Source organism: Vibrio sp. 10N.239.312.C11, assembly GCF_041466065.1.
Lineage (GTDB): Bacteria > Pseudomonadota > Gammaproteobacteria > Enterobacterales > Vibrionaceae > Vibrio > Vibrio tasmaniensis_A.
In genome coordinates this window covers 1-20429 of record NZ_JBFSRZ010000023.1, presented here as the reverse complement: position 1 = coordinate 20429, position 20429 = coordinate 1, and the positions used below count along the sequence as shown (strand labels likewise).

The following is a 20429-nucleotide window of genomic DNA, read 5'->3' as shown; positions in this document are numbered from 1 at the left end:
GAAATTATCCCTTAAAAAATTGGCTTGCGCTGGCTCTGCCTTGGTAAAGCGGGTGGTAATCTCCGTTATCCACTTTTTGTTTTGCTGACACGTAGTTTTTAGGTGCTTTTTGTTTCAGCCTAATAAGGACTTTTTTCAACATGCCTTCCACTATAAAATACTCATCCTGAGGCGTGGAGTTTCTGGCCACCATTTCTTTAAGATCTTCCATTTGCTCTAAAAATGACAACATCAGCCAAATATCATTTTCTGACGCCACCAGTTTATGACTATCACAGTCAAAGCAACCAAGAAAATCAGTGCAGCGCCCAGTATCTTCCGAGAAATCAATACCTAACTTCTTCATACGCCTCGCCTCAGCAACCAACTTCTCCGCTGTTGCCCCCGCACATTTGATGCCACTGGGTGTTGTCATTAATGGCTTTTCTTTACTTTTCCGATGACGTAAATTCTTGTAATCGTAATCTGATAAAATATCGCTGTGCATTGCCTTTGCATTCTCAACGGCTTTGCCTATCTCTTCGCCTTTGGCAACAGAACTCAACGCGCTAAATGTGGCATTTAGGTTATTATCATGGTCTGCCTGAACACCACTAGAGTAATTTTTGGAGACAACATTCACGGTATTATTCAGCCCCTGTGACACAAGAAAAATATCTTCAGTCACTCGAATCAAAACATCGGATTTTGTCGCCCTGAATCGGCTTACAGTAACCTTTAACCCTGTTATTTTCTCAAGCTGAGTATTAATGTAGCTAATATTTGCGCTACGGGTATTGAAAGTACAAACCTCGCCGCTAGTATTAAAGAAAGGGCAAAGCGGTAGCTCATTTGAAAATGGCATACTCAGTGATTGGTATATCACCTTAGATGTTTTAAGCCATCGAGTAATCAGCTCTTTGGTTCGCTGGCTAAAACCACAGCCATTATCCAAATCTTTATAGCCTGCTCTGAACTTATCACCGTCAAAAACAAACCGCCCACTACCAATACTTTTAAATGAAATGTCCTCATGTCGTATATTAGCGAGCACCGATGTATTCATGCCTGTCAGCATTGAGAACACGAAAAACCAATTGCGTGATGCATGATTATAAAAAACCTGCCGATTAAGTTGCTCAAGTGAAAGCGTGCTGCCCTTTCTTCCTACAAACGCGAGTTTCATGCACTGCTTAAAACTGTATCTATTAAGGCCGATTTTGTTTGCTGTCCATCCATGCTTCTTTGCTTGCTCAGAAAACAGATCTTCATCAAAGAACGGATGGATATCTAGCAACTCATTTTTCTCAATCGCTTCCTGAAAGGCTAGTGCGCCTTTAACCAATACCTTTGATAATGGTTTCAGCTCTGTTTCCACATGAAACGCTTTATTCGCAGAAGCCGGAATCCTTACAACTTCTGGCAGAACCTTAAGGTCAAACTCTCTGTTCCACAGCCTTAATAAAAAAGATAAGCCAGATTTAATTTGTCCGGCTTTCCGTACCAGTTCACCTTTATCGCATAATTTATTGAAGTGCTTAATGCAATCCCCCATGACTGCATTACTAAAAAGGTCACCTTGATAATGAACGCCATCAAGATATTGGAAGTAACTAACGAGTCCTTGAAAATAGTATTGCTTTGATGGGTTTTCAGGTAAGGGGGTTAATCTTTGATGAATCTCCCTAACGATATCATCCCGATTCGCCAACACCACATTACCTGATTTAATCTGTTTCAATGTTGGGACGTTACGGTAGCGCAAACGGTAAGTGTAAGATTGAATTCCGTTGCCGCAAAATAAAACCATATCCTCCAAACGTAATGGAATAACAGGTGCGCTGCTCTTCTCTATCGTAATTCTAGTTCGCTTTCGTCCTGGAGTCATAATGAGCCCTCTAAATCATCAAAAGCACCAATATAAACAAGGACGTCTTCGTAGATTTCATCGGCAGAGGGCATGTCCTGAGCTATTTTCAGGTATTCCATGGTCGTCGCCCTATCTTCATGACCTAGCAAAGCGGATACCTTATCCAATGCATCATCGGGGGTGATTGACGGGTTGCCATACTCATCCTTTTTATTTAAAAGGTGGCGGAAGATATTCACGGCAAACGTTGAGCGTAAATTATGTATGGAGCCGACAATCGGTTTGTCGAGACCTTGGGTTAGGTTTGCAGTGTTACGAATTTCCACCCAGCGCCCAGTAAAGTCTTGTAGCCGGGTAAACATGGGTTTCCCGGACTGGGTAATAAACAGATATTCCAGTTCGGGGTTAATGGCATCGTCACCCTCAAAGAAATGCGTATTACCTGCCTCAGCCTGCTCTTTGCACCATGCTTTAAATTTCTCAAGGCGCTTTTGATACCTGTCAGACTGCGAGTAATCGTAAAGCATCTTCATTAATGTGGCAGGGATAATGGTAACGCGGCTTTTATTCTTCTCTGCGAAGCCCTCAGCAGTCTTTGTGAGTGATTGGTATTTATCACCGACACCCAAATCCATCACAGACTTTTTAAAGACCTCTTTGTCATCCTTAATCATTGTTTCCGGGTTAACTATCTGCGCCAAATGAAGACTAGCGGCTTCCTCTCGCCGCAATCCTGTATTGCGGCAAATCATGGGGTGCAGGCAAAACTCAATCGGCAGTGAGTGCAGTTTATTGTTGTCACCGTGACGAACCACCCTACGGGACTTCATTAATATGTTTTGCAGTATGATCCATTCACTATTGGTAAACGGTTTTAGGTCACGGCGGAGGTTGCTGAGGTTTGTGCCGCCACTGCGAGATGACTTAGAAAACTTAATCCGCATATCCGTCGTGTGTACCTGCTTACGTTGGTAAGCTTTCATACTGGATGCAGACGCCTCGAAATGTATATTAACTGTCTCAAACTGGAAGGGAGGGTTATTAAAGCGGATGCCTTGACGAAGACAGTGTTTATAGAAACCAACGACACTACTCATATATTGTTTAGCCGTTGTTTTAGCCAATACACCATCAATAGCGAGCCGCTTTATGCCATCCCGATATTGGTAGGTTAGCCGTTCCTGTTTATTGCGGGGAAAGGCATTCCATTCTGGACGGGGGTCATCATAGAGTGGATCAAAGTCCTCTTCATCGTATTCAGCATCCCACTCTGCCTGCTTGTCCAAAACAAAACTGAAGTAATGAGCAAGCCCCTGCGCATCTGTGCGAAGCTCAAGCACACCATCATCGATTGTTTTCGACAATAAGAACTCATTGACCATATCTAATGGTTGGTAGCTGATTAGGTTGTCTTTGTCGTTATACCCAGCAATATGGAGTAAGGGGAGTTTCTTGATGGGGATCTTATTGCCGTTGGCACGGTATGTAATCTGAGGTTCACCATTCTCATCAATGGACACCAATGGTTTCTTGTAGACGAAGTTAGGGATAGTCGAAATTTCTATCTCTTTTCGTATGACCTTTTTCTGATTTGTATCGTTATCTGACATATTAAACCTCATGCTGTACATACAGTCAGCATATACAGCATTCTCAACTTTTAAAGTTAATTATGAGGTTTTAGTCTATCAGGTAAGTTTTGAATGTGATCTTCCCAATCGACAACATCAATTTCATATACCACTTTGTTACGAACGCTTTCACCTGCTGCATGCATCTCTGTTTTTGATCCAGTAATCAATGGGTGCCATTCTGGGATCGGCTTAGATTCTGATAGAAGACGGTAAGCACAAGTGTCTGGTAACCAGTGAAATTCATCGATCTTGTCACGAGTCAGCTTCAGACACTCTTCACCTGAAGTGAAACGGTTCGGGTAATCTTTACACGAACATGTTTTGTCGTTTAACCAGCTACACGCCACATTAGTGTAGTAAACTTCATCGCTATCTTCATCCATTAGTTTATGTAGGCAACACTTACCACAACCGTCACACAGTGATTCCCACTCGTTCTCGGTCATTTGCTCTAGTGTCTTTTCTTGCCAAAATGGAATCGTCATAGGATTACTTCTTACTCTTTTACTGGGGTGCGTGTTATACCGCTAGCCCATAAAAAGTTCAAGGATAATAATTGTTCATTCTTTGATTCAATCAACAGCTGCCACTCTCCTCATTTTTTGCTACTATCGCGCACCCTGTTATTTAGTGAGTTTAATTTGATGGAATGTCGCCTAGGTTGTGGAGCTTGTTGTATCGCTCCAAGTATTACATCTGCTATTCCTGGAATGCCTAATGGCAAGCCTGCTGGCGTACGCTGCATTCAATTAAATGAGCAAGATCTATGCAAATTATTTGGTCAACCTTCACGCCCGAAGGTATGTCACCAATTCAAAGCCTGCCCTGTCATCTGTGGCAAAACAGATCAAGAAGCCCTTGATAACCTGATCGAGTTAGAAGCCATTACCTAAAAGATTATCTGACCTTTTCTTCCTCCTATATGCCCAAGATTTCACAAACTTGCGAAATCTAAACTATCTTGTTGATACTGGTACAGATTAATAAGGATCGTTATGAATAGGTATATTGCAGAAATGTTTGGTACGTTTTGGTTGGTGTTAGGCGGTTGTGGTAGTGCCGTCTTAGCCGCGGCTTTCCCTGATGTGGGAATTGGTCTACTCGGAGTTTCCCTCGCTTTTGGTTTAACCGTTCTCACCATGGCTTTTGCTATTGGCCATATATCCGGCTGTCATCTCAACCCTGCTGTTACTATTGGACTGTGGAGCGGTGGTCGCTTTGATGCCAAAGATGTCGCACCTTATATTATTGCCCAAGTGATTGGCGGTATTATCGCAGGTGGCGTGTTATTTGTGATTGCTTCAGGCCAAGCTGGCTTTGATGCAGCTGCCTCTGGCTTTGCTTCCAATGGTTATGGTGAACACTCACCGGGCGGTTACTCACTTACCGCTGCACTCGTTTGTGAAGTGGTCATGACCATGGTGTTCCTATTCGTGATCATGGGCGCGACAGATTCGAAAGCACCTGCTGGATTTGCTCCTATCGCAATTGGTCTCTGTTTAACCTTAATCCACCTTATCAGTATACCTGTAACGAACACCTCTGTTAACCCCGCTCGAAGTACCGGCGTGGCTGTATTTGTTGGTGATTGGGCTGTTTCTCAGTTATGGCTATTCTGGATTGCACCGATTATTGGTGCCGTGATTGGCGCAATGATATACAAAGCGGTGAAAGGTTCAGATTAAGCTCAGAGAAGTGTTTTGGAATAGAAACCTTTGAGAACCATAAAAGAAAAAGCCGCTTGGTGATGGTTCACCAAGCGGCTTTTTTAGATTTTATGACGACCGAGTAACGAGTGTGAAAGCGTGGTGCCATCCACTAGCTCGAGCTCACCACCAACAGGAACACCATGGGCGATACGGCTAGCGTTCACTTCATGGGCATTACATAGCTCAGCAATGTAATGTGCTGTAGCCTCCCCTTCTACTGTCGGGTTAGTCGCTAAAATAACTTCAGTGATATCACCACGACGTAAGCGGTAATCCAAGACATCGAGACCGATGTCACTTGGACCAATACCATCAAGTGGTGAAAGATGCCCCATAAGCACAAAGTAACGACCTGAATATTGGCCAGTTGCTTCAATGGCTGCGATGTCTGCAGGGCTCTCTACTACACAAATTTGACCGTTATCCTGACGTTTAGGATTGGTACAAATGTGGCAGGTCTCTTCTTCGGTAAAAGTACGGCACTCATTACAATGACCAATTTCTGTCATTGCTTGGCTAAGAGCTTCAGCCAACTGCAGGCCGCCTTTTCTATCGCGCTGTAACAAATGAAAGGCCATACGCTGCGCCGACTTGGGGCCAACCCCAGGTAGACAACGTAAGGCCTCCATCAAATGCTCCAGCATATGACTGGTACGCATATATAACCGTTCTGATTTTCAAGTAATGGCCAGTTCAACACAAGCTACTACGAGAATTAACCTCTAAGAATGAGTTACTTAGAAAGGCATCTTCATACCTGGTGGAAGTTGCATTCCGCCAGTTACGCCAGCCATTTTCTCTTTTTGAGTTTCTTCAACGCGACGAGCCGCATCGTTGAAAGCAGCAGCGATAAGATCTTCAAGCATCTCTTTATCGTCTTCCATTAGGCTTTCATCGATATCAACACGGCGAACGCTGTGGCTACCAGTGATCGTTACTTTTACAAGGCCAGCACCTGACTCACCTGTAACTTCCATATTTGCGATTTCTTCTTGAAGCTTTTGCATGCGCTCTTGCATTTGCTGGGCTTGCTTCATCATGTTGCCCATACCGCCTTTACCAAACATGTTAATACTCTCTGGTCTAATTGGTTTATTAAAATTAATTAAGCTATACGTGCTTAAGTGGGGGTTAAAACAGTGTGATTCAACCCCTCGGTGTTCAGTTCTCAGATTTGCTTATCTGGGATGATACGCCGGTCACTAAACGTGAAAAAGTTCTAGATAGGACGAACGCTGTCTCTGTCGAGTTCTGCAGCAAAACGTCTTTCAATAAACTGTACGTTGGCATCGTTTTCCAAAGCGGTAAACGCGTCTTTCAACTTACCTTGATACAATCTTTCTCGTAGTTCTAGTGGCGTTTCTCCACCATCGCCGATTTCAACACTCAAATGACACTCTTCTCCCAACACGGTATTGAGCGACTGTAATAGTTCGCTCTGTGCGCGATCCGTATTCAAGTGAGCTTGGCTCGCTCTTAACGTTAAAGTGATTGATGTGTCGTTTTTAGCAAACACTGAGTTCAATGCTAACTGTTCAACAAGCTTGGCTGTCTCTAGCTTTTGAATCGTGGCAGACCATTCATCTTGAGCAATCGACTCTTGAAGCAATTTATCGACCATTTCTGGTGTCTTAATATGCTCTAACGCACGCTTGATCTGAGTAGGTGTAAGCTCTTTGCTCACCTCTTTCACTACAGGTTTAGACGGTTTCCAGCGATAAGGTTCATTATCATTGGTTACCTTTTCAGTAGAAGAGGCTGATAAAGAAGCTGGCGACACCCGCTCAGAACCACCGTGTTGCTGAGCAACTCGGTCAAGAACTGAAGTTTTAGCTGGTGTCGCTTTAGCCTTTTTTGGCGTTGAGCCTTTGTTATCTGTTGCCGCGCTGCCTCTGCGTTGAGAGCGCAATTGGTGGCGTAAACCACTCACCGGTGAAGTTGCACGCGCGGGTTGCTCTTGTGAAACAGGAGGAGCAGAAGGCGCAGCGCTTGGCTGTTGAACCGGACTCTGGCTCTGATAATTCGTTTGTTGCTGCTGAGGCTGATCTGCACCGTAACTTGAACGCTCATCATAAGCAGGTGGTACATCATACTGGCTGTGCGGGTAATCCTGTTCTGGATAACCTTGGTTGCCTGAGTGATCAACGTAACCTTGCGAATCTGAATATTGTGCCGGGTTCTGTTGTTGCTGTTGCACAGGCTGCTGAACAGAAGCTTGTTGCTGTACTTGAGGCTGTGAACCCACAGGAGCCTGAACTGGCTGTCTCGGCTCTGGCACCGGTTGACTCATTGGCTGAGCAACACTCTGAACCTGGTTCTGAACCGGATTCTGAGTTGCAGGAGCTGGCGCTGGGCTTGTCGACTGAGTCGAGATTGCCGTAGCAACAGTTTGCTCAGCAGGCCTAAATGCCAACATACGCAGAACCACCATCTCAATACCAACACGAGCGGTTGGCGATAATGGCAAGTCTTGACGACCTTTTAACACTATCTGGTAGTAGAGTTGGATGTCTTGAGGGCTTAACGTTTTGCTCAGCAGTTCCAGCCTTTCAGCATCAGGCTGGGCCTTGTCTAAAGTAGACGGCAGAGCTTGATACATCGCCAAACGGTGTAATTGAGTCGCAAGTTGACTCAGCAATCCATCCCACTCAACGCCATTTTCAGCAAGAGCTTGAATACAAGCCATCGCCTGCTGAGGCTGTTTACTGCTAGTCGCTTCAAGTAGGTGAATCGCTTGGTCTGTATCCAGCGTTCCAAGCATATGAGCAACAGTGTCTGTTACGACATTACCGTTACCTAATGCGATAGCTTGGTCACTCAGGCTTAGCGCATCACGCATACTGCCATCAGCAGCATGAGCAATCATCCCAAGCGCACGAGGTTCAGATGTCACATTTTCTTGTTCAAGAATATGATCGAGCTGCTCGTGGATATTATCGACACTGATCGGCTTAAGATGGAACTGCAAACAACGTGAAAGAATCGTAACCGGAAGCTTTTGTGGATCGGTCGTTGCGAGCAAGAACTTCACATACTCAGGCGGCTCTTCTAAGGTCTTTAGAAGCGCGTTAAAACTGTGCCTAGACAGCATGTGTACTTCATCGATTAGGTAAACCTTGAAGCGACCACGTGCAGGCTTGTACTGAACATTGTCCAGAAGCTCGCGGGTATCTTCTACCTTTGTACGTGAGGCAGCATCGATCTCGAGCAGGTCAACAAAACGACCTTCATCGATCTCTTTACAGGTTGCACACTCACTACAAGGGGTTGAAGTAATGCCTGTTTCACAGTTGAGTCCCTTCGCAAACAAACGGCCGATGGTCGTTTTACCGACACCTCGTGTACCGCTGAATAGGTAAGCGTGATGCAACCTATTTTGGCTAAGGGCATTCTCTAATGCTGTTAAAACATGGGCTTGACCAACCACTTCTTTGAATTTGGTTGGTCGCCATTTTCGCGCTAACGCAAGATAGCTCATGAATAATTCCGAAAAGGATTAGTGACCGTCGAATTCGCAGATGCTAAACACTTCTAGACCTAAGCCTTGTAAGCGCTTATCACCACCGATTTCTGGAAGGTTAATAACAAATGCAGCGTGTTCAACCACACCACCAAGCTGACGAATCAGCTTCGTTGTCGCTTCAATCGTACCGCCTGTTGCTAACAAGTCATCAACCATCAGCACTTTATCGCCTTCAACGATAGCATCGGTATGAATTTCTAGCGTATCAGTGCCGTACTCAAGCTCATAAGATTGTGCCACAGTTTGACGAGGCAACTTGCCCGGTTTACGAACAGGAATGAAGCCAACACCTAGCTCTAGTGCCAAAGGCGCACCAAATAAGAAACCACGAGCTTCAGTACCAACGATCTTAGTAAAGCCCATGCCCTTGTATGTGTCCACCAACAGATCGATTGTCGCTTTGTAAGCGGCAGGATCTTCCATCAAGCTTGTTACGTCACGGAACAAAATACCCGCTTTAGGGTAATCAGGAATGCTTTTGATGCTTGCTTTGATCAGAGAGATTTTTTCTGTGTTCATAATCTTATGCACTTCATTAGGCCGCTTTCCAAACTCTCGTTAACGAATCAAACATCAACGCTCGGAATTAAGGAAAGCTACGATTGGTATTCATTGCAACGAGAGTCATAACTCAAATTGCTGAAATAATAAACGCCCGCTATACAAGCAGGCACACTGGCTTAATGGTAGTGATTTTCTTTGCTGTCAGCAACCAACTCATGGGTTGGAAGTCGCATAAACCATGTGAGAAGAATAACAAGTACACAAATTAGGAAAGCCTTGACCCAAATGATCGGGGCAAAGTAGATCGATAACGCAAAACTTAACAAGATAAAGAACACGCCACGCGTTTTTACTTGCTTGGTAACGGCACCATGTTGATACCAATTGTTCAACAAGGGACCCAGCGTTTTATGCTCATGCATCCATTTGTGAACTTTGGGGTTGCTTCGCATGAAACATGCACTGGCAAGAAGGAGGAAAGGCGTGGTTGGCAGTACGGGTAAAGCTATCCCTAAAACTGCGAGAAATATGCAAAGGCCACCAGCAATATTGAGACTTAAAACTCGAACGCTAATTGTGGCCTCCTTGAGTTAGCTATCACCAATCGGCGACGATAACTTAACTAGAATGTTGCGTAACCATTGAATACACGGATCAACGTAAGTGTTGCTGGTAATAATGGAATCACTAAAAATGCGGCTAAAAATCCTAAAAAGTAGAATACATTAAACGGGTCTTGAAAGTCTTTGTTATCTGCCATGATTGCTTCTTGTTTTTGTTAGTAAAGGTAAGTATCTGGCGAACCAAACCCGCTTTGCTAAATCGACATTTAACAAAAAAGGCATAGCCACACCATTTGCGCAACTATACCTTAATCAATTATTCACAAAAACCGAGGAAATATAGGGTTAATCGGTGGACCCTTGGTGTATGTCTAAACTAAAACTGGCCGATCCAAGCAGGCTCAATGATAACTGGCAGCCTTGTTCAATCGGAAGATCCCGTGTAATGAAGTTCTTCTTACAGTTCTCACCCAAGCGCTCGCCCGCCGCAATATGTTGATTCAATTCGCCATTCGACCATTGTCCATCTAAACCCGCAGGTAAAATAGAGATAGTTCCCACAGCAAGGTCAGCAACACCAAACAAAGCATTAACCGGGGTTGAACATTTAGAGCAACGAATCCCCTTCTCCAAAATTTCCGCAATATCTTTGAGATCAACGTTAAAATCTTTTCTATTTCTGATGTAATCGTGGAATAACGCTCTCACCAACAATGTGGCCGCTGAGCCACCGTTATCAGAAGATGACGAATCGACAAGGTAGAAAGCAAACTGCCCGTTCATCATCCACGCATAATCAAACACAAGCGGCATCATTTCAGTTGATTGCAGTAAGCGATAACTGCAACGCCATGAGCCTTGTCGTGTGTCTTTCTCTGGAAGTAGCGCGTGCAATAAGTCTCTTGCCGCACTAGGGTTATCTTGCAAGTGATTTAGGTGCCAATGCAGCTCTTGGTCTTCAGGGATCTCTCCGCCGTCATCAACGCAAAACCATTGGCTTGAAAAATCTCGTTGGTCTGAAATGTTATCGAACGAATCTGTTAATGTATTCGCAATCGCACTGCCTAAATGACCGTGATCCTCCAGAGGTTTGACTAAAAAGTCTTTGATACCAAATCGTAATGCTTTCGCCACATCAGACATATCATCGGTGCCAGACACAACGATCATAGGCAGTGACGGATACTCTAAACTGAGCTCTTCTACAAGCTCAATGCCATCCAGAATAGGCATTGATAAGTCACACACAATTAAATCTGGCGCCGAGTCTCTAAGCTTTTGCAGAGCGTCCAGCCCATTTTCAGCCTCAACCACTTTATAACCAATCTTGTCTAAATACGCGCTGGTTATCCGGCGAAAAATAGGATCATCATCAACCAACATAACGCATTTTTGATTGAGAACTTCCTGAGCCGAGGTCATAACTGGCTGACTGTGAGTTTTGTACATAATCTCTAACCTCACAAAACTAAGTCGAATTATTATTGTTATCTGTTCCAAGAACTAATATAAAACTTAGTAACAAATTGCTAAATACACAAATACGTACTCTTTACTGGAAATTCGTGACAAGGGTTGGAATACTGGTAAATAGTGCAACGAATTGACGTAACGCAAACATTGATCTCACTATTACGTATAAATTAGATGAGATTGTAAACAAATGTGTCTGGATTTATGAAATTAGATGATTTAAACCTCTTTCGACTTGTCGTTGAAAATGGGAGCTACACCGCAACATCACGCAAAACTATGATTCCGGTTGCGACCATTACACGACGCATCCAAGCCTTAGAAGATTCACTAAACCTAAGACTTCTCAATAGACACGCGCGTAAACTCTCTTTAACAGAGGCAGGCGAACGTTTCTTCAACGAATGCTCTCCGTTACTGCAACGTCTATCTTCTACTGCAGAAGAACTGACTGACGTTTGTAAAGGAGCTTCCGGTAAGATTCGCATTACGGCACCCTCCAACCTGACCAAGCGCATGATGATGCCGATGTTCAGTGAATTCATGACTCAATATCCTGATATTAATATTGAGCTGATGATGAACAACCAAGCCGATCAGCTTGATCCAACCGAGTGGGACGTGATTTTCAGAGTAGGTCCACAACGTGATTCAAGTCTAATCGCTCGAAAAATCAGTGAAGTGAAAGATATTCTTATCGCAAGTCCTGACTACCTAGCGAAGAACCCGGCACCAAGTCATGCAGAAGAGCTCGCGAATCATTCGCTACTTAAAGGCTATCCGCTGATTAAGTGGCAGCTGAGTAATTCGAATGAAGAGACGGTGGTGAATAGCGAGAAAGGCCGTTTCAACGCGAATGCGCTCAATGTCGTGAGACAAGCATGTTCAGAAGGCCTCGGTATCACCCTAATGCCCGACGTTATGATCCGCGAATACATTGAAGATGGCAGCTTAGTGCAAGTCTTAGAGGACTGGAGCGCTAACCCTCGTGATATCTACATGCTTTACAACCACAAAGACCACCTGCCAGAGAAGGTTAGATTGTTTATCGATTTTGTGATCGCATACCACATTCACTAAGATTCAATCCCCTTCCCCGCAAACAAAAAAACCAGAGTCGATGCTCTGGTTTTTTATTACTCATGTTTATGAGTACGCTAAGCGCCTTCGTTATGTAACTCTAGGTTCGCGAGATCTTGTTGGATCTCACGCTCAACCTTTGAATCGTCATTACGTAAAGAATCTAGGAAATCTAGGTACGCTTGGTCGATATCGCCCGTTACATACTCACCGTTGAATACGGATGTATCAAAACGAGAGATGTCTTGATTACCCATACCTACTGCAGAGATTAAGTCTGGTAAGGTTTGGAAAATCAAAGCATCTGCACCAATCTGCTTACAAATCGTTTCGTTATCACGACCATGAGCAATTAACTCAGTCGCGCTCGGCATATCAATGCCGTAAACGTTCGGGAAGCGAACCTCCGGAGCGGCAGAAACCATGAAGACTTTGTTTGCACCAGAATCACGAGCCATCTCAATGATCTGCTCTGATGTTGTACCACGAACAATCGAGTCATCAACCAGTAGAACGTTCTTACCTTTAAACTCAGAACGAATCGCGTTGAGTTTACGGCGAACCGACTTCTTACGTTGTTGCTGACCAGGCATGATAAACGTGCGGCCAACGTAACGGTTTTTCACGAAACCTTGACGATATGGCTTATCAATCGCTTGAGCAATTCGTAGAGCAATATCATTTGATGTTTCAGGAATTGGAATAACCACGTCAATGTCTAGGTCTGCGTACTCTTCTTTAATACGCTTACCTAACATCTCACCCATCTCAACGCGTGCGCTGTAAACCGAAATTTTATCGATGAATGAATCAGGACGAGCAAAATAAACAAACTCAAAAATACATGGGTTTAGTTGTGGGTTGTCTGCGCATTGTTTAGTGAAAAGCTCACCATCGAATGTTGCATAGATAGCTTCACCAGGCGCAACATCGCGCATAAAATCAAAACCAACAGCGTCTAACGCTACTGACTCAGACGCAACCATGTACTCTGTTTTACCGTTAATTTCACGCTTACCAAGACACAGTGGACGAATACCATGTGGGTCACGGAATGCGATCATGCCGTGGCCGATGATCATCGCTGTTACTGCGTAAGCACCACGAATAGTGCGGTGCACGTTTGCAACTGCGCGGAAAACGTCATCTGAAGTCACGTTACCTTTTACGGTATCGATTTCATGAGCCAATACGTTTAGTAGAACTTCAGAGTCAGAGGTTGTGTTGACATGACGGCGGTCTTTTTCGAACAACTTCTCACGAACTTCACTTGCATTCGTTAGGTTACCGTTGTGTGCCAGCGTGATGCCAAATGGAGAGTTTACGTAGAAAGGTTGAGCTTCAGAAGCACTCGAACTTCCCGCTGTAGGATAACGAACATGACCAATACCCACGTTGCCTTGGAGGCGTTGCATGTGTTTTGCTTCAAAAACATCTTTAACTAAACCGTTCGCCTTACGCAGACGGAAACGATTGCTTTCTATGGTACAAATACCAGCGGCATCTTGGCCACGATGCTGCAATACCGTTAAAGCGTCATAAATAGACTGGTTTACAGGTGTTGAACCCACGATTCCAACAATACCACACATGTCCTAATCCTCGATTTTCGACATTAACTGGCGCTAGAGCGCGCCAGATAAGAAACTAGATGTTGCTTGTAAATGCTCGAAGAACGGCGCAATGATTCGGCTAAACTCCGGAACCAATTGCGAATTCTTCCACCACTCAGAACTTGGGAATGCAGTAAACGCATCCATGAAAAACAACACTGCAGAAACAATCAAAACACCACGTAAGCCACCAAAGACGACACCGAGGATTCTGTCTGTACCCGACAGGCCTGTTTTCTGAACTAGCTGCCCGATGACATAGTTAACTAAGGCACCAACAACTAACGTTGCAACAAACAATGCTGCTATCGCAGTTCCGTTTCGAAACATCTCATCTTCAATATTGGTGAAGTACATTGCTAATTTAGCGTAGTACTGGCTAGCAATAAAAAATGCTCCAAACCAAATAACAAGTGACAACGCTTCTTTAGCGAAACCGCGAACTAAACTGATCACGGCAGAGAAGCCGATCACGCCTAAAATGACAAAATCTAACCAATTCATGAATTCTTCATCTTAAGTTGGCGCGCATTTTAACAGAAAAAATGCTGACGCAAACGTTTTCTTATGGATTTAACGGTTTAAATTTGAGCAATTGGCCTTTTGAACCCGTAATTTTTTCTAATTCCTTAATTTGTCGCTCAAGTTTGGATTTAGAAACATCCGGGCCAATAATTACTCGCGTAAATGTTTTTTCTTGCTTGGTATGAGCCTGATAACCACGCTTCTGTAAATCCTTAACAACGTTTTTTGCGTTGTCAGCATTCTTCAAAGCCATCAATTGAATAATCCAAGCACTGTCTTGGTATTCATTTTTTTCAGGTACCGGCTTAACCACCACCGCCACTTTATCCGCTTCTTTGTTACTGGAAGCCGACGCAGTTTGCGTATTTGAATTATCAGTACGACCACTTTCAACCACTTGCTCAACCGGAGAGTCCGGCAGTGCAATCTGATCTTCAACAGGATCGAGCACTTCAAACACTTCAACATTACTATCAAGCTCAGGCTTAATCGGAATGCTTGCAAACTCTTCTTTATAGTGGAGCTTCTTACCATCCAGCACATCGGGCAATACAATCACGCCAATGGCCACTAAAATGATGGTGCCGACTAATCGGCTTTGGAATTTACTTGCCATTTAGTTTCCTTTTTTCTGCCAATGCTCCAACACTTCACCGACGGTATGGAAAGAACCGACAACCAACACAACATCGTCATCTATAACAGAAGCTAAAGCCGCTTCAAACGCTACAACAGGGTTTGAATACTGCTCTACACCTTCAGGTAAGCTTTGACACAATTCAGCGGCTGTTGCGGCTCGTGGGCCTTTCAGCGAAGCTGGGTACCAATGTGTTGTTATTGGAGCTAATACTTCCAATGTCGCGGGGATATCTTTGTCATGAAGCATGGCGACTACAACGTGTAAATTTTTGCCTGCATACTTCTTCGCGACTTGCTGCGCAAAGTACTCAGCAGAATGCGGGTTGTGTGCTACATCAAGCACAACCACCGGTTGTTCGCTAATTTGCTGCATACGCCCAGGAAGCTGCGCATTCTTCATACCGTTAACAACGTTCACATCACTAATGCTTAGTTCTGAAGTACCTAATGCCATCAGTGCGGTGGCTGCGTTCGGCAGCGGTAAGCTTGGGATAGGTAGCGATTCTAACTGGAATGCGCCACTGCGCCAGTTCCAAGTATCACCATCTACATCATAGGTGTATTGAATCCCTACTTGGTAGAACTCAGCGTTAATATCATCAGCGTGTGCCGCAACCGTAGCCGGTGGCTTGGGTTGACCGCAAATCGCTGGTTTACCACTACGATAAATACCCGCTTTCTCAAAACCGATCACATTAATGTCATCACCTAGCCAGTCAACATGGTCGACAGCCAAACTAGTAATCACAGAAACGTCATGCTCAACGATATTGGTCGCGTCTAAACGTCCGCCTAGACCAACTTCTAACAATACAACATCAACCGCTTCGGTTTGAAAAGCACGTAACGCAGCTAAAGTGCCATATTCAAAAAAGCTAAGGCTGATTTCACCACGTTCTTTCTCAATGAAATCGAAAGACTGAACCATCTTTTGATCAGAAAGATCTTTGCCATTGATACGAACACGTTCGTTATAGCGAATTAAGTGAGGGGAGCTGTAGACACCAACAGAGTAACCAGCATCCAATAGAATAGCTTCCATGAGTGCACATGTTGAGCCCTTGCCGTTGGTTCCAGCAACAGTAATAACATGTTGAGCAGGTTTGGTGAGGTTTGCCTTAGAGGCGACAGCTTGAACTCGGTCTAAGCCAAGATCAATAGCGCTTGTGTGGATGTTTGATAAATAATCAAGCCACATCTCCAAAGAGGATGTGGCTTGAGGAATAGGTTGTTGACTCATCTAACTCATAACCATAATTAAGTAGGTTTGTTAGAAGGTACTTTACCCTTTTTCTGGCGCTTCTGGTACTTCATAAGCAGCTTCATTCGGTGAATCGTTCACAGAAACTACTAATGGTGAAGGCTGATTGGTCATTTTAGCAACAAGGCTTGCAACGCGCTGACGCATCTCACGACGGTCAACGATCATGTCGATAGCACCGTGGTCTAGTAGGAACTCACTGCGTTGGAAACCTTCAGGAAGGTCTTCACGTACAGTTTGCTCGATTACACGACGTCCAGCAAAACCGATAAGCGCTTTTGGTTCACCGATATTGATATCGCCAAGCATTGCTAAACTTGCAGAAACGCCACCCATTGTTGGATCAGTCATTACTGAAACAAACGGTAGGCCTTTCGCAGATAGACGCTCTAGAGCAGCACTGGTTTTTGCCATTTGCATAAGAGACATCAATGCCTCTTGCATACGAGCACCACCACTTGCAGAGAAACAAACTAAACCACAGTTGTTCTCAATAGCTGCATCTACCGCTTTCACAAAACGAGCACCAACAACAGAACCCATTGAGCCGCCCATAAATGAGAACTCAAACGCACACGCAACGATAGGTAAACCAAGCAGTTCGCCTTTCATTGCAACTAATGCGTCTGTTTCACCACTGTTCTTTTGAGCAACAGAGATACGTTCTTTGTAACGCTTAGAGTCTTTAAACTTCAGCTTGTCTTGTGGCTCAAGATCAGTACCTAGTTCAACACGCTCACCTTTGTCTAGGAATGTATCCAGACGGCGACGTGCTTTCATACGCATGTGATGGTCACATTTTGGACATACTTCTAGGTTACGCTCTAGTTCAGCATGGTAAAGAACCTGCTCACAAGAAGTACATTTAGTCCAAACACCCTCAGGGATTGACGCTTTACGAGATGTTACGATGTTGCTTTTTTCTAAAATCTTTTCAAGCCAACTCATGGAAGACCTTTTTGTTTCGATTCCTCCGCTTGATTGCGAAAGAAATAAATTTGGGAATTATGCCGGGAATTAAAGCACATAAAACAGCGACTGTAGATAAAAAACTGGTTGTACCTATTTTCCGTGACTATTTTACGCACGAAACCGTAATATTTTTTGAACCTAAGTCTCACATTTAGTTCAAATTATCCGGCAAAAATAGAGGGCCAATAGGCTCTCTTGGTAGTCCAAAATGTTCAGGATAATCAACATCTACTAAGTATAAGCCTTCCGCTTTCGCTGTCGCGCCGGCCACTTTTCGATCTTTAGCCTCTAAAAGCCACTGAATCCACTCTGGTTTTTGATCACCTTTACCTACCGCAATTAGGCTACCAGTAATATTCCTCACCATATGGTGAACAAACGCATTCGCTTTAATATCGATCACTATGTAATGCCCATGACGAGTCACGTTTAAGTGAATCATGTTTCTCCATGGGCTACGAGATTGACAATGTGTTGCCCTAAACGAAGTAAAGTCGTTCTCACCAAGTAAGTACTGACCCGCTTCATGCATCTTTTTCTCATCAAGGTGACCATGATAATGGCTCACACCTGAATTCAAAATGCCAGGACGTAGAGCATGGTTAAAGATAATGTAGCGATAACGGCGTGCTGTTGCAGAAAAACGAGCATGGAAATCCTCATTCACTTCTGTTGCCCAACGAACGGCAATATCTTTTGGCATGTTGGCATTTGCGCCCATTGTCCATGCAACCATTTTACGATCGACATTAGTTTCAAAGTGAACGACTTGTCCCGTACCGTGAACACCGGCATCTGTGCGACCAGCACACATAACTTCTACAGGGTGATTCGCGACAACTGAAAGAGCCTTTTCCAATTCTTCTTGGACACTTTTCACGTCTCGTTGGCGCTGCCAACCAAAGTAGTGGGTACCGTTATATTCAATACCTAAAGCAATTTTCATGTTCTTGTTCTCTTTGAAAATGGGCGAGAAGTATATACGGAAATGAGTGCTAGCCCAAATAGGATGGGGCTAAAACTTCAATAAGCAATCACTACCGCCTAGACGGTGGTTTTAGCAAGCTAAATAAAATAGACGCTAACTGTATCGCCCTAAAATAAAGGGTAGCCAACGCTACCCTTTATAATTTTTTGAATTTATCGACCGTTTAACGTATCGATAAGATTCTTTGCCTCTCGACGAATATCATCACTGCCGTCAACGATAGCCTCTTCTAGAAGCTTAATTGCACCTTGTGAGTCACTCATCTCGATATAGATTTTAGCCAAATCGAGCTTACCAGCGGCTTCTGCGTTGGTGTCGACATCGTAATTACCAATGTCACCGATAACGTCTGGGAATTCATTTAGGCCAACATCTAGCTTCAACTCTTCGTCATCTGGATTAATCGCGTCTTCGCCTTCTTGCTCAACTTGAGCCATCAGCTCATCAATCGTCATGTATTGCTTATCACGACCTTTGTCTGACTCGGTTAGGTTGTCTTGTTGAGCCCAATTCTCTTGTTTGATTTTTGGTTCAGCTTGTTGATCTGCCGACGCCCAAATCTCCTGTTGATCATCAGGCACATCATTATGCATGCTCGATTGCTGCTCAGGAGCTAGGTTGAAGCCTTTCCAGTCTTCGCCGCCAACTTCAAGCATGGCGTCAATATCGAGCCCTGCACTATCAATCGATGTAGCATCCAGTGGCTTGTCGAACATGCTGTCGACAGAGTCTTGAACATCTTCAGAAAGTAATTCAGCTAATGCTGTCTCATCAAAATCCTCAAAACCTTCTAACAGATCGTCTTGAACTGTTGTAGGCACTGAGCTTAACTCAGAAGGTACTGGGCTTAATTCTGACGGAGAATCGAGTGATTCATCAGGTTGTGTGAAACTAGCCAAATCAGACTCTTCTGCACCTGGGAAGCCTTCTGCGTCTGAGAAATCTTCTGTATCCGAGAAGTCATCACCATGACTAAAACTCTGCGGGTTTGAAAATAAATCATGCAGCGCATCTTGTTCTTCACCCTGTGGGCTGAAAGAAGTCAGTGGCGTTGGTTTCTCAGCAAACGCATCGGAGATAGCTTCGTCTTCACCGTATTCCGGCAAATCAAACTCATCGAGCTCTACGCCTTGCTCTTCCGCTACAGGCTCAGCACTGCTTTGTTCGATGTCATCTAAGACTGAATCCGCTTTTGCGCTCTCTTCATCGTATTCAGGCAGGTCAAGGTCATCGAACTCAAACTTTTCGGACTCTGGAGCAAGATCTTGCTCTAACTGCGCTTCATCCGGTTCGCTAACCACTTCCGCCAACGCATCTTCTTCGCCAAACTCTGGAAGCTCTAAATCATCAAACGAGAACTCATCCTCGCCTTCTTGCCCTAGAATTTCTGCTTGTTTCGTTTCTTCAACTTGAGGAGCCGTTTCAGCTTGAGGCTCTACTTCGGCTTGCGGCTCAGGTGTTGATTCTGATTCTGTGTCTAGTTGAGCATCAACAGCAGGGACGCCTGACTCCGTTGCTACTTCAGCATCCGCTTCTGCCAAGGCATCTTCTTCACCAAACTCTGGAAGCTCTAAATCATCAAACGAGAACTCATCTTCGCCTTCTTGTCCTAGAACTTCAGCTTGTCCCGTAGCTTCAACTTGCGGTGCCGATTCTGCTTGCGGTTCATGGTCTAACTGAGGTTCAGCGTCTAGTTGAGAATCAACAGTAGGAGCAACTGGTTCTGGTATTACTTCAACATCAGCTTCTGCCAATGCGTCTTCTTCATTAAACTCAGGAAGATCAAAATCATCAATCGAGAACTCATCTTCAGCTTGTTCCGTTGCTTCTACTTGAGGTTCGGTTTCAACTTGTTGTGCAACTTCAACTTGCGGTTCATGGTCTAACTGAGGTTCAACAGCAGGAACCACAGGCTCTTCCGCTACTTCATCAACTTGTGCCAATGTTTCTTGTTGAGCCGTATCATCTTCAATCAGCCAATCATCGTCTTCTGGCACACCGAATTCATTTGGAACGATCTCTGGCATATGTGCAGCACGAACTGGCTCTGGCTCTGGCTCTGGCTCTGGCTCTGGCTCTGGCTCTGGCTCTGGCTC

At 44.4% G+C, this 20429-nt stretch carries 20 protein-coding genes; 3 read left to right on the top strand and 17 right to left on the bottom strand.

Features of this window, described 5'->3' with window-relative positions; translation table 11 throughout:
- Positions 1 to 4 precede the first annotated feature (4 nt).
- Genes AB6D07_RS11820 through AB6D07_RS11810 form a run of 3 tightly spaced genes read right to left on the bottom strand, consistent with a single transcriptional unit; the run spans position 5 to position 3968 of the window.
- Entirely contained in the window at positions 5 to 1867 is a 1863-nt protein-coding gene (locus AB6D07_RS11820) for a hypothetical protein (RefSeq protein ID WP_102568610.1), read from the bottom strand.
- Entirely contained in the window at positions 1864 to 3459 is a 1596-nt protein-coding gene (locus tag AB6D07_RS11815) for a tyrosine-type recombinase/integrase (RefSeq protein ID WP_102568609.1), read from the bottom strand. The genes AB6D07_RS11820 and AB6D07_RS11815 overlap by 4 nt, the downstream gene beginning before the upstream one ends.
- Positions 3460 to 3515: 56 nt before the next feature.
- The gene (locus AB6D07_RS11810) at positions 3516 to 3968 is read right to left on the bottom strand and encodes a YcgN family cysteine cluster protein (RefSeq protein ID WP_372091858.1); all 453 of its coding nucleotides are present in this window, start codon (positions 3966 to 3968) and stop codon (positions 3516 to 3518) included.
- A 159-nt stretch (positions 3969 to 4127) separates the two neighbouring features.
- Between AB6D07_RS11810 and AB6D07_RS11805 the strand changes: the two genes are divergently transcribed.
- Positions 4128 to 4376, top strand: coding sequence for a YkgJ family cysteine cluster protein (locus AB6D07_RS11805; RefSeq protein ID WP_017059389.1), 249 nt, complete (start codon positions 4128 to 4130; stop codon positions 4374 to 4376).
- 102 nt (positions 4377 to 4478) lie between these two features.
- Positions 4479 to 5168 (top strand): aquaporin Z, encoded by a 690-nt coding sequence (gene aqpZ / locus AB6D07_RS11800; RefSeq protein WP_017104035.1) that lies wholly within the window; start codon positions 4479 to 4481, stop codon positions 5166 to 5168.
- Positions 5169 to 5251: 83 nt separating this feature from the next.
- Here the strand turns inward: aqpZ and recR are convergent, their stop codons facing one another.
- From recR to AB6D07_RS11765, 7 genes are all read right to left on the bottom strand, one after another.
- Complete coding sequence (gene recR, locus AB6D07_RS11795) at positions 5252 to 5851, bottom strand: recombination mediator RecR (protein ID WP_004734155.1); 600 nt, start codon at positions 5849 to 5851, stop codon at positions 5252 to 5254.
- Positions 5852 to 5929: 78 nt separating this feature from the next.
- Positions 5930 to 6259: a YbaB/EbfC family nucleoid-associated protein gene (locus AB6D07_RS11790; protein WP_009848672.1), complete on the bottom strand. Its 330-nt coding sequence runs from the start codon at positions 6257 to 6259 to the stop codon at positions 5930 to 5932.
- A gap of 152 nt (positions 6260 to 6411) precedes the next feature.
- Complete coding sequence (dnaX, locus tag AB6D07_RS11785; protein WP_017104034.1) at positions 6412 to 8670, bottom strand: DNA polymerase III subunit gamma/tau; 2259 nt, start codon at positions 8668 to 8670, stop codon at positions 6412 to 6414.
- Between the two features lie 18 nt (positions 8671 to 8688).
- Positions 8689 to 9234 carry an adenine phosphoribosyltransferase gene (gene apt / locus AB6D07_RS11780; RefSeq protein ID WP_004734171.1) on the bottom strand — a complete coding sequence of 182 codons (546 nt, stop codon included), beginning with the start codon at positions 9232 to 9234 and terminating at the stop codon, positions 8689 to 8691.
- Between the two features lie 161 nt (positions 9235 to 9395).
- Positions 9396 to 9767, bottom strand: coding sequence for a YbaN family protein (locus tag AB6D07_RS11775; protein WP_029223120.1), 372 nt, complete (start codon positions 9765 to 9767; stop codon positions 9396 to 9398).
- A gap of 74 nt (positions 9768 to 9841) precedes the next feature.
- Entirely contained in the window at positions 9842 to 9979 is a 138-nt protein-coding gene (locus tag AB6D07_RS11770; protein WP_017099204.1) for a hypothetical protein, read from the bottom strand.
- Positions 9980 to 10127: 148 nt separating this feature from the next.
- Entirely contained in the window at positions 10128 to 11231 is a 1104-nt protein-coding gene (locus tag AB6D07_RS11765) for a response regulator (RefSeq protein ID WP_017104033.1), read from the bottom strand.
- Between the two features lie 228 nt (positions 11232 to 11459).
- On the opposite strand from AB6D07_RS11765, the gene AB6D07_RS11760 reads away from it, so the two are divergent.
- Complete coding sequence (locus AB6D07_RS11760) at positions 11460 to 12335, top strand: LysR family transcriptional regulator (protein ID WP_004734167.1); 876 nt, start codon at positions 11460 to 11462, stop codon at positions 12333 to 12335.
- 77 nt (positions 12336 to 12412) lie between these two features.
- On the opposite strand, the gene purF is transcribed toward AB6D07_RS11760, so the two are convergent.
- The 7 genes from purF to AB6D07_RS11725 form a co-directional block, all read right to left on the bottom strand.
- Positions 12413 to 13927, bottom strand: coding sequence for an amidophosphoribosyltransferase (purF, locus tag AB6D07_RS11755; protein ID WP_012603488.1), 1515 nt, complete (start codon positions 13925 to 13927; stop codon positions 12413 to 12415).
- A gap of 33 nt (positions 13928 to 13960) precedes the next feature.
- A complete protein-coding gene (locus AB6D07_RS11750; RefSeq protein ID WP_009848678.1) occupies positions 13961 to 14452 on the bottom strand; it encodes a CvpA family protein in 492 nt (163 codons plus the stop codon).
- 61 nt (positions 14453 to 14513) lie between these two features.
- Positions 14514 to 15089: an SPOR domain-containing protein gene (locus AB6D07_RS11745; protein ID WP_012603487.1), complete on the bottom strand. Its 576-nt coding sequence runs from the start codon at positions 15087 to 15089 to the stop codon at positions 14514 to 14516.
- Positions 15090 to 16352 (bottom strand): bifunctional tetrahydrofolate synthase/dihydrofolate synthase, encoded by a 1263-nt coding sequence (folC, locus tag AB6D07_RS11740; RefSeq protein WP_017104032.1) that lies wholly within the window; start codon positions 16350 to 16352, stop codon positions 15090 to 15092.
- A 42-nt stretch (positions 16353 to 16394) separates the two neighbouring features.
- Positions 16395 to 17321, bottom strand: a complete 927-nt coding sequence (gene accD / locus AB6D07_RS11735; protein ID WP_009848681.1) for an acetyl-CoA carboxylase, carboxyltransferase subunit beta — start codon at positions 17319 to 17321, stop codon at positions 16395 to 16397.
- A gap of 175 nt (positions 17322 to 17496) precedes the next feature.
- Complete coding sequence (gene truA, locus AB6D07_RS11730) at positions 17497 to 18291, bottom strand: tRNA pseudouridine(38-40) synthase TruA (protein WP_009848683.1); 795 nt, start codon at positions 18289 to 18291, stop codon at positions 17497 to 17499.
- Positions 18292 to 18485: 194 nt separating this feature from the next.
- On the bottom strand, positions 18486 to 20429 hold a 1944-nt coding region (locus tag AB6D07_RS11725), incomplete at its 5' end, for a FimV/HubP family polar landmark protein (RefSeq protein WP_372140718.1).

Bases quoted from the DNA above. Each gene is read 5' to 3' on its own strand.
- aqpZ (WP_017104035.1), top strand. From the start codon at position 4,479: ATGAATAGGTATATTGCAGAAATGTTTGGTACGTTTTGGTTGGTGTTA.
- AB6D07_RS11815 (WP_102568609.1), bottom strand. From the start codon at position 3,459: ATGTCAGATAACGATACAAATCAGAAAAAGGTCATACGAAAAGAGATA.
- AB6D07_RS11745 (WP_012603487.1), bottom strand. From the start codon at position 15,089: ATGGCAAGTAAATTCCAAAGCCGATTAGTCGGCACCATCATTTTAGTG.
- AB6D07_RS11760 (WP_004734167.1), top strand. From the start codon at position 11,460: ATGAAATTAGATGATTTAAACCTCTTTCGACTTGTCGTTGAAAATGGG.
- AB6D07_RS11805 (WP_017059389.1), top strand. From the start codon at position 4,128: ATGGAATGTCGCCTAGGTTGTGGAGCTTGTTGTATCGCTCCAAGTATT.
- AB6D07_RS11765 (WP_017104033.1), bottom strand. From the start codon at position 11,231: ATGTACAAAACTCACAGTCAGCCAGTTATGACCTCGGCTCAGGAAGTT.
- dnaX (WP_017104034.1), bottom strand. From the start codon at position 8,670: ATGAGCTATCTTGCGTTAGCGCGAAAATGGCGACCAACCAAATTCAAA.
- truA (WP_009848683.1), bottom strand. From the start codon at position 18,291: ATGAAAATTGCTTTAGGTATTGAATATAACGGTACCCACTACTTTGGT.
- AB6D07_RS11770 (WP_017099204.1), bottom strand. From the start codon at position 9,979: ATGGCAGATAACAAAGACTTTCAAGACCCGTTTAATGTATTCTACTTT.
- AB6D07_RS11750 (WP_009848678.1), bottom strand. From the start codon at position 14,452: ATGAATTGGTTAGATTTTGTCATTTTAGGCGTGATCGGCTTCTCTGCC.
- recR (WP_004734155.1), bottom strand. From the start codon at position 5,851: ATGCGTACCAGTCATATGCTGGAGCATTTGATGGAGGCCTTACGTTGT.
- purF (WP_012603488.1), bottom strand. From the start codon at position 13,927: ATGTGTGGTATTGTTGGAATCGTGGGTTCAACACCTGTAAACCAGTCT.
- accD (WP_009848681.1), bottom strand. From the start codon at position 17,321: ATGAGTTGGCTTGAAAAGATTTTAGAAAAAAGCAACATCGTAACATCT.
- apt (WP_004734171.1), bottom strand. From the start codon at position 9,234: ATGAACACAGAAAAAATCTCTCTGATCAAAGCAAGCATCAAAAGCATT.
- folC (WP_017104032.1), bottom strand. From the start codon at position 16,352: ATGAGTCAACAACCTATTCCTCAAGCCACATCCTCTTTGGAGATGTGG.
- AB6D07_RS11790 (WP_009848672.1), bottom strand. From the start codon at position 6,259: ATGTTTGGTAAAGGCGGTATGGGCAACATGATGAAGCAAGCCCAGCAA.
- AB6D07_RS11810 (WP_372091858.1), bottom strand. From the start codon at position 3,968: ATGACGATTCCATTTTGGCAAGAAAAGACACTAGAGCAAATGACCGAG.
- AB6D07_RS11820 (WP_102568610.1), bottom strand. From the start codon at position 1,867: ATGACTCCAGGACGAAAGCGAACTAGAATTACGATAGAGAAGAGCAGC.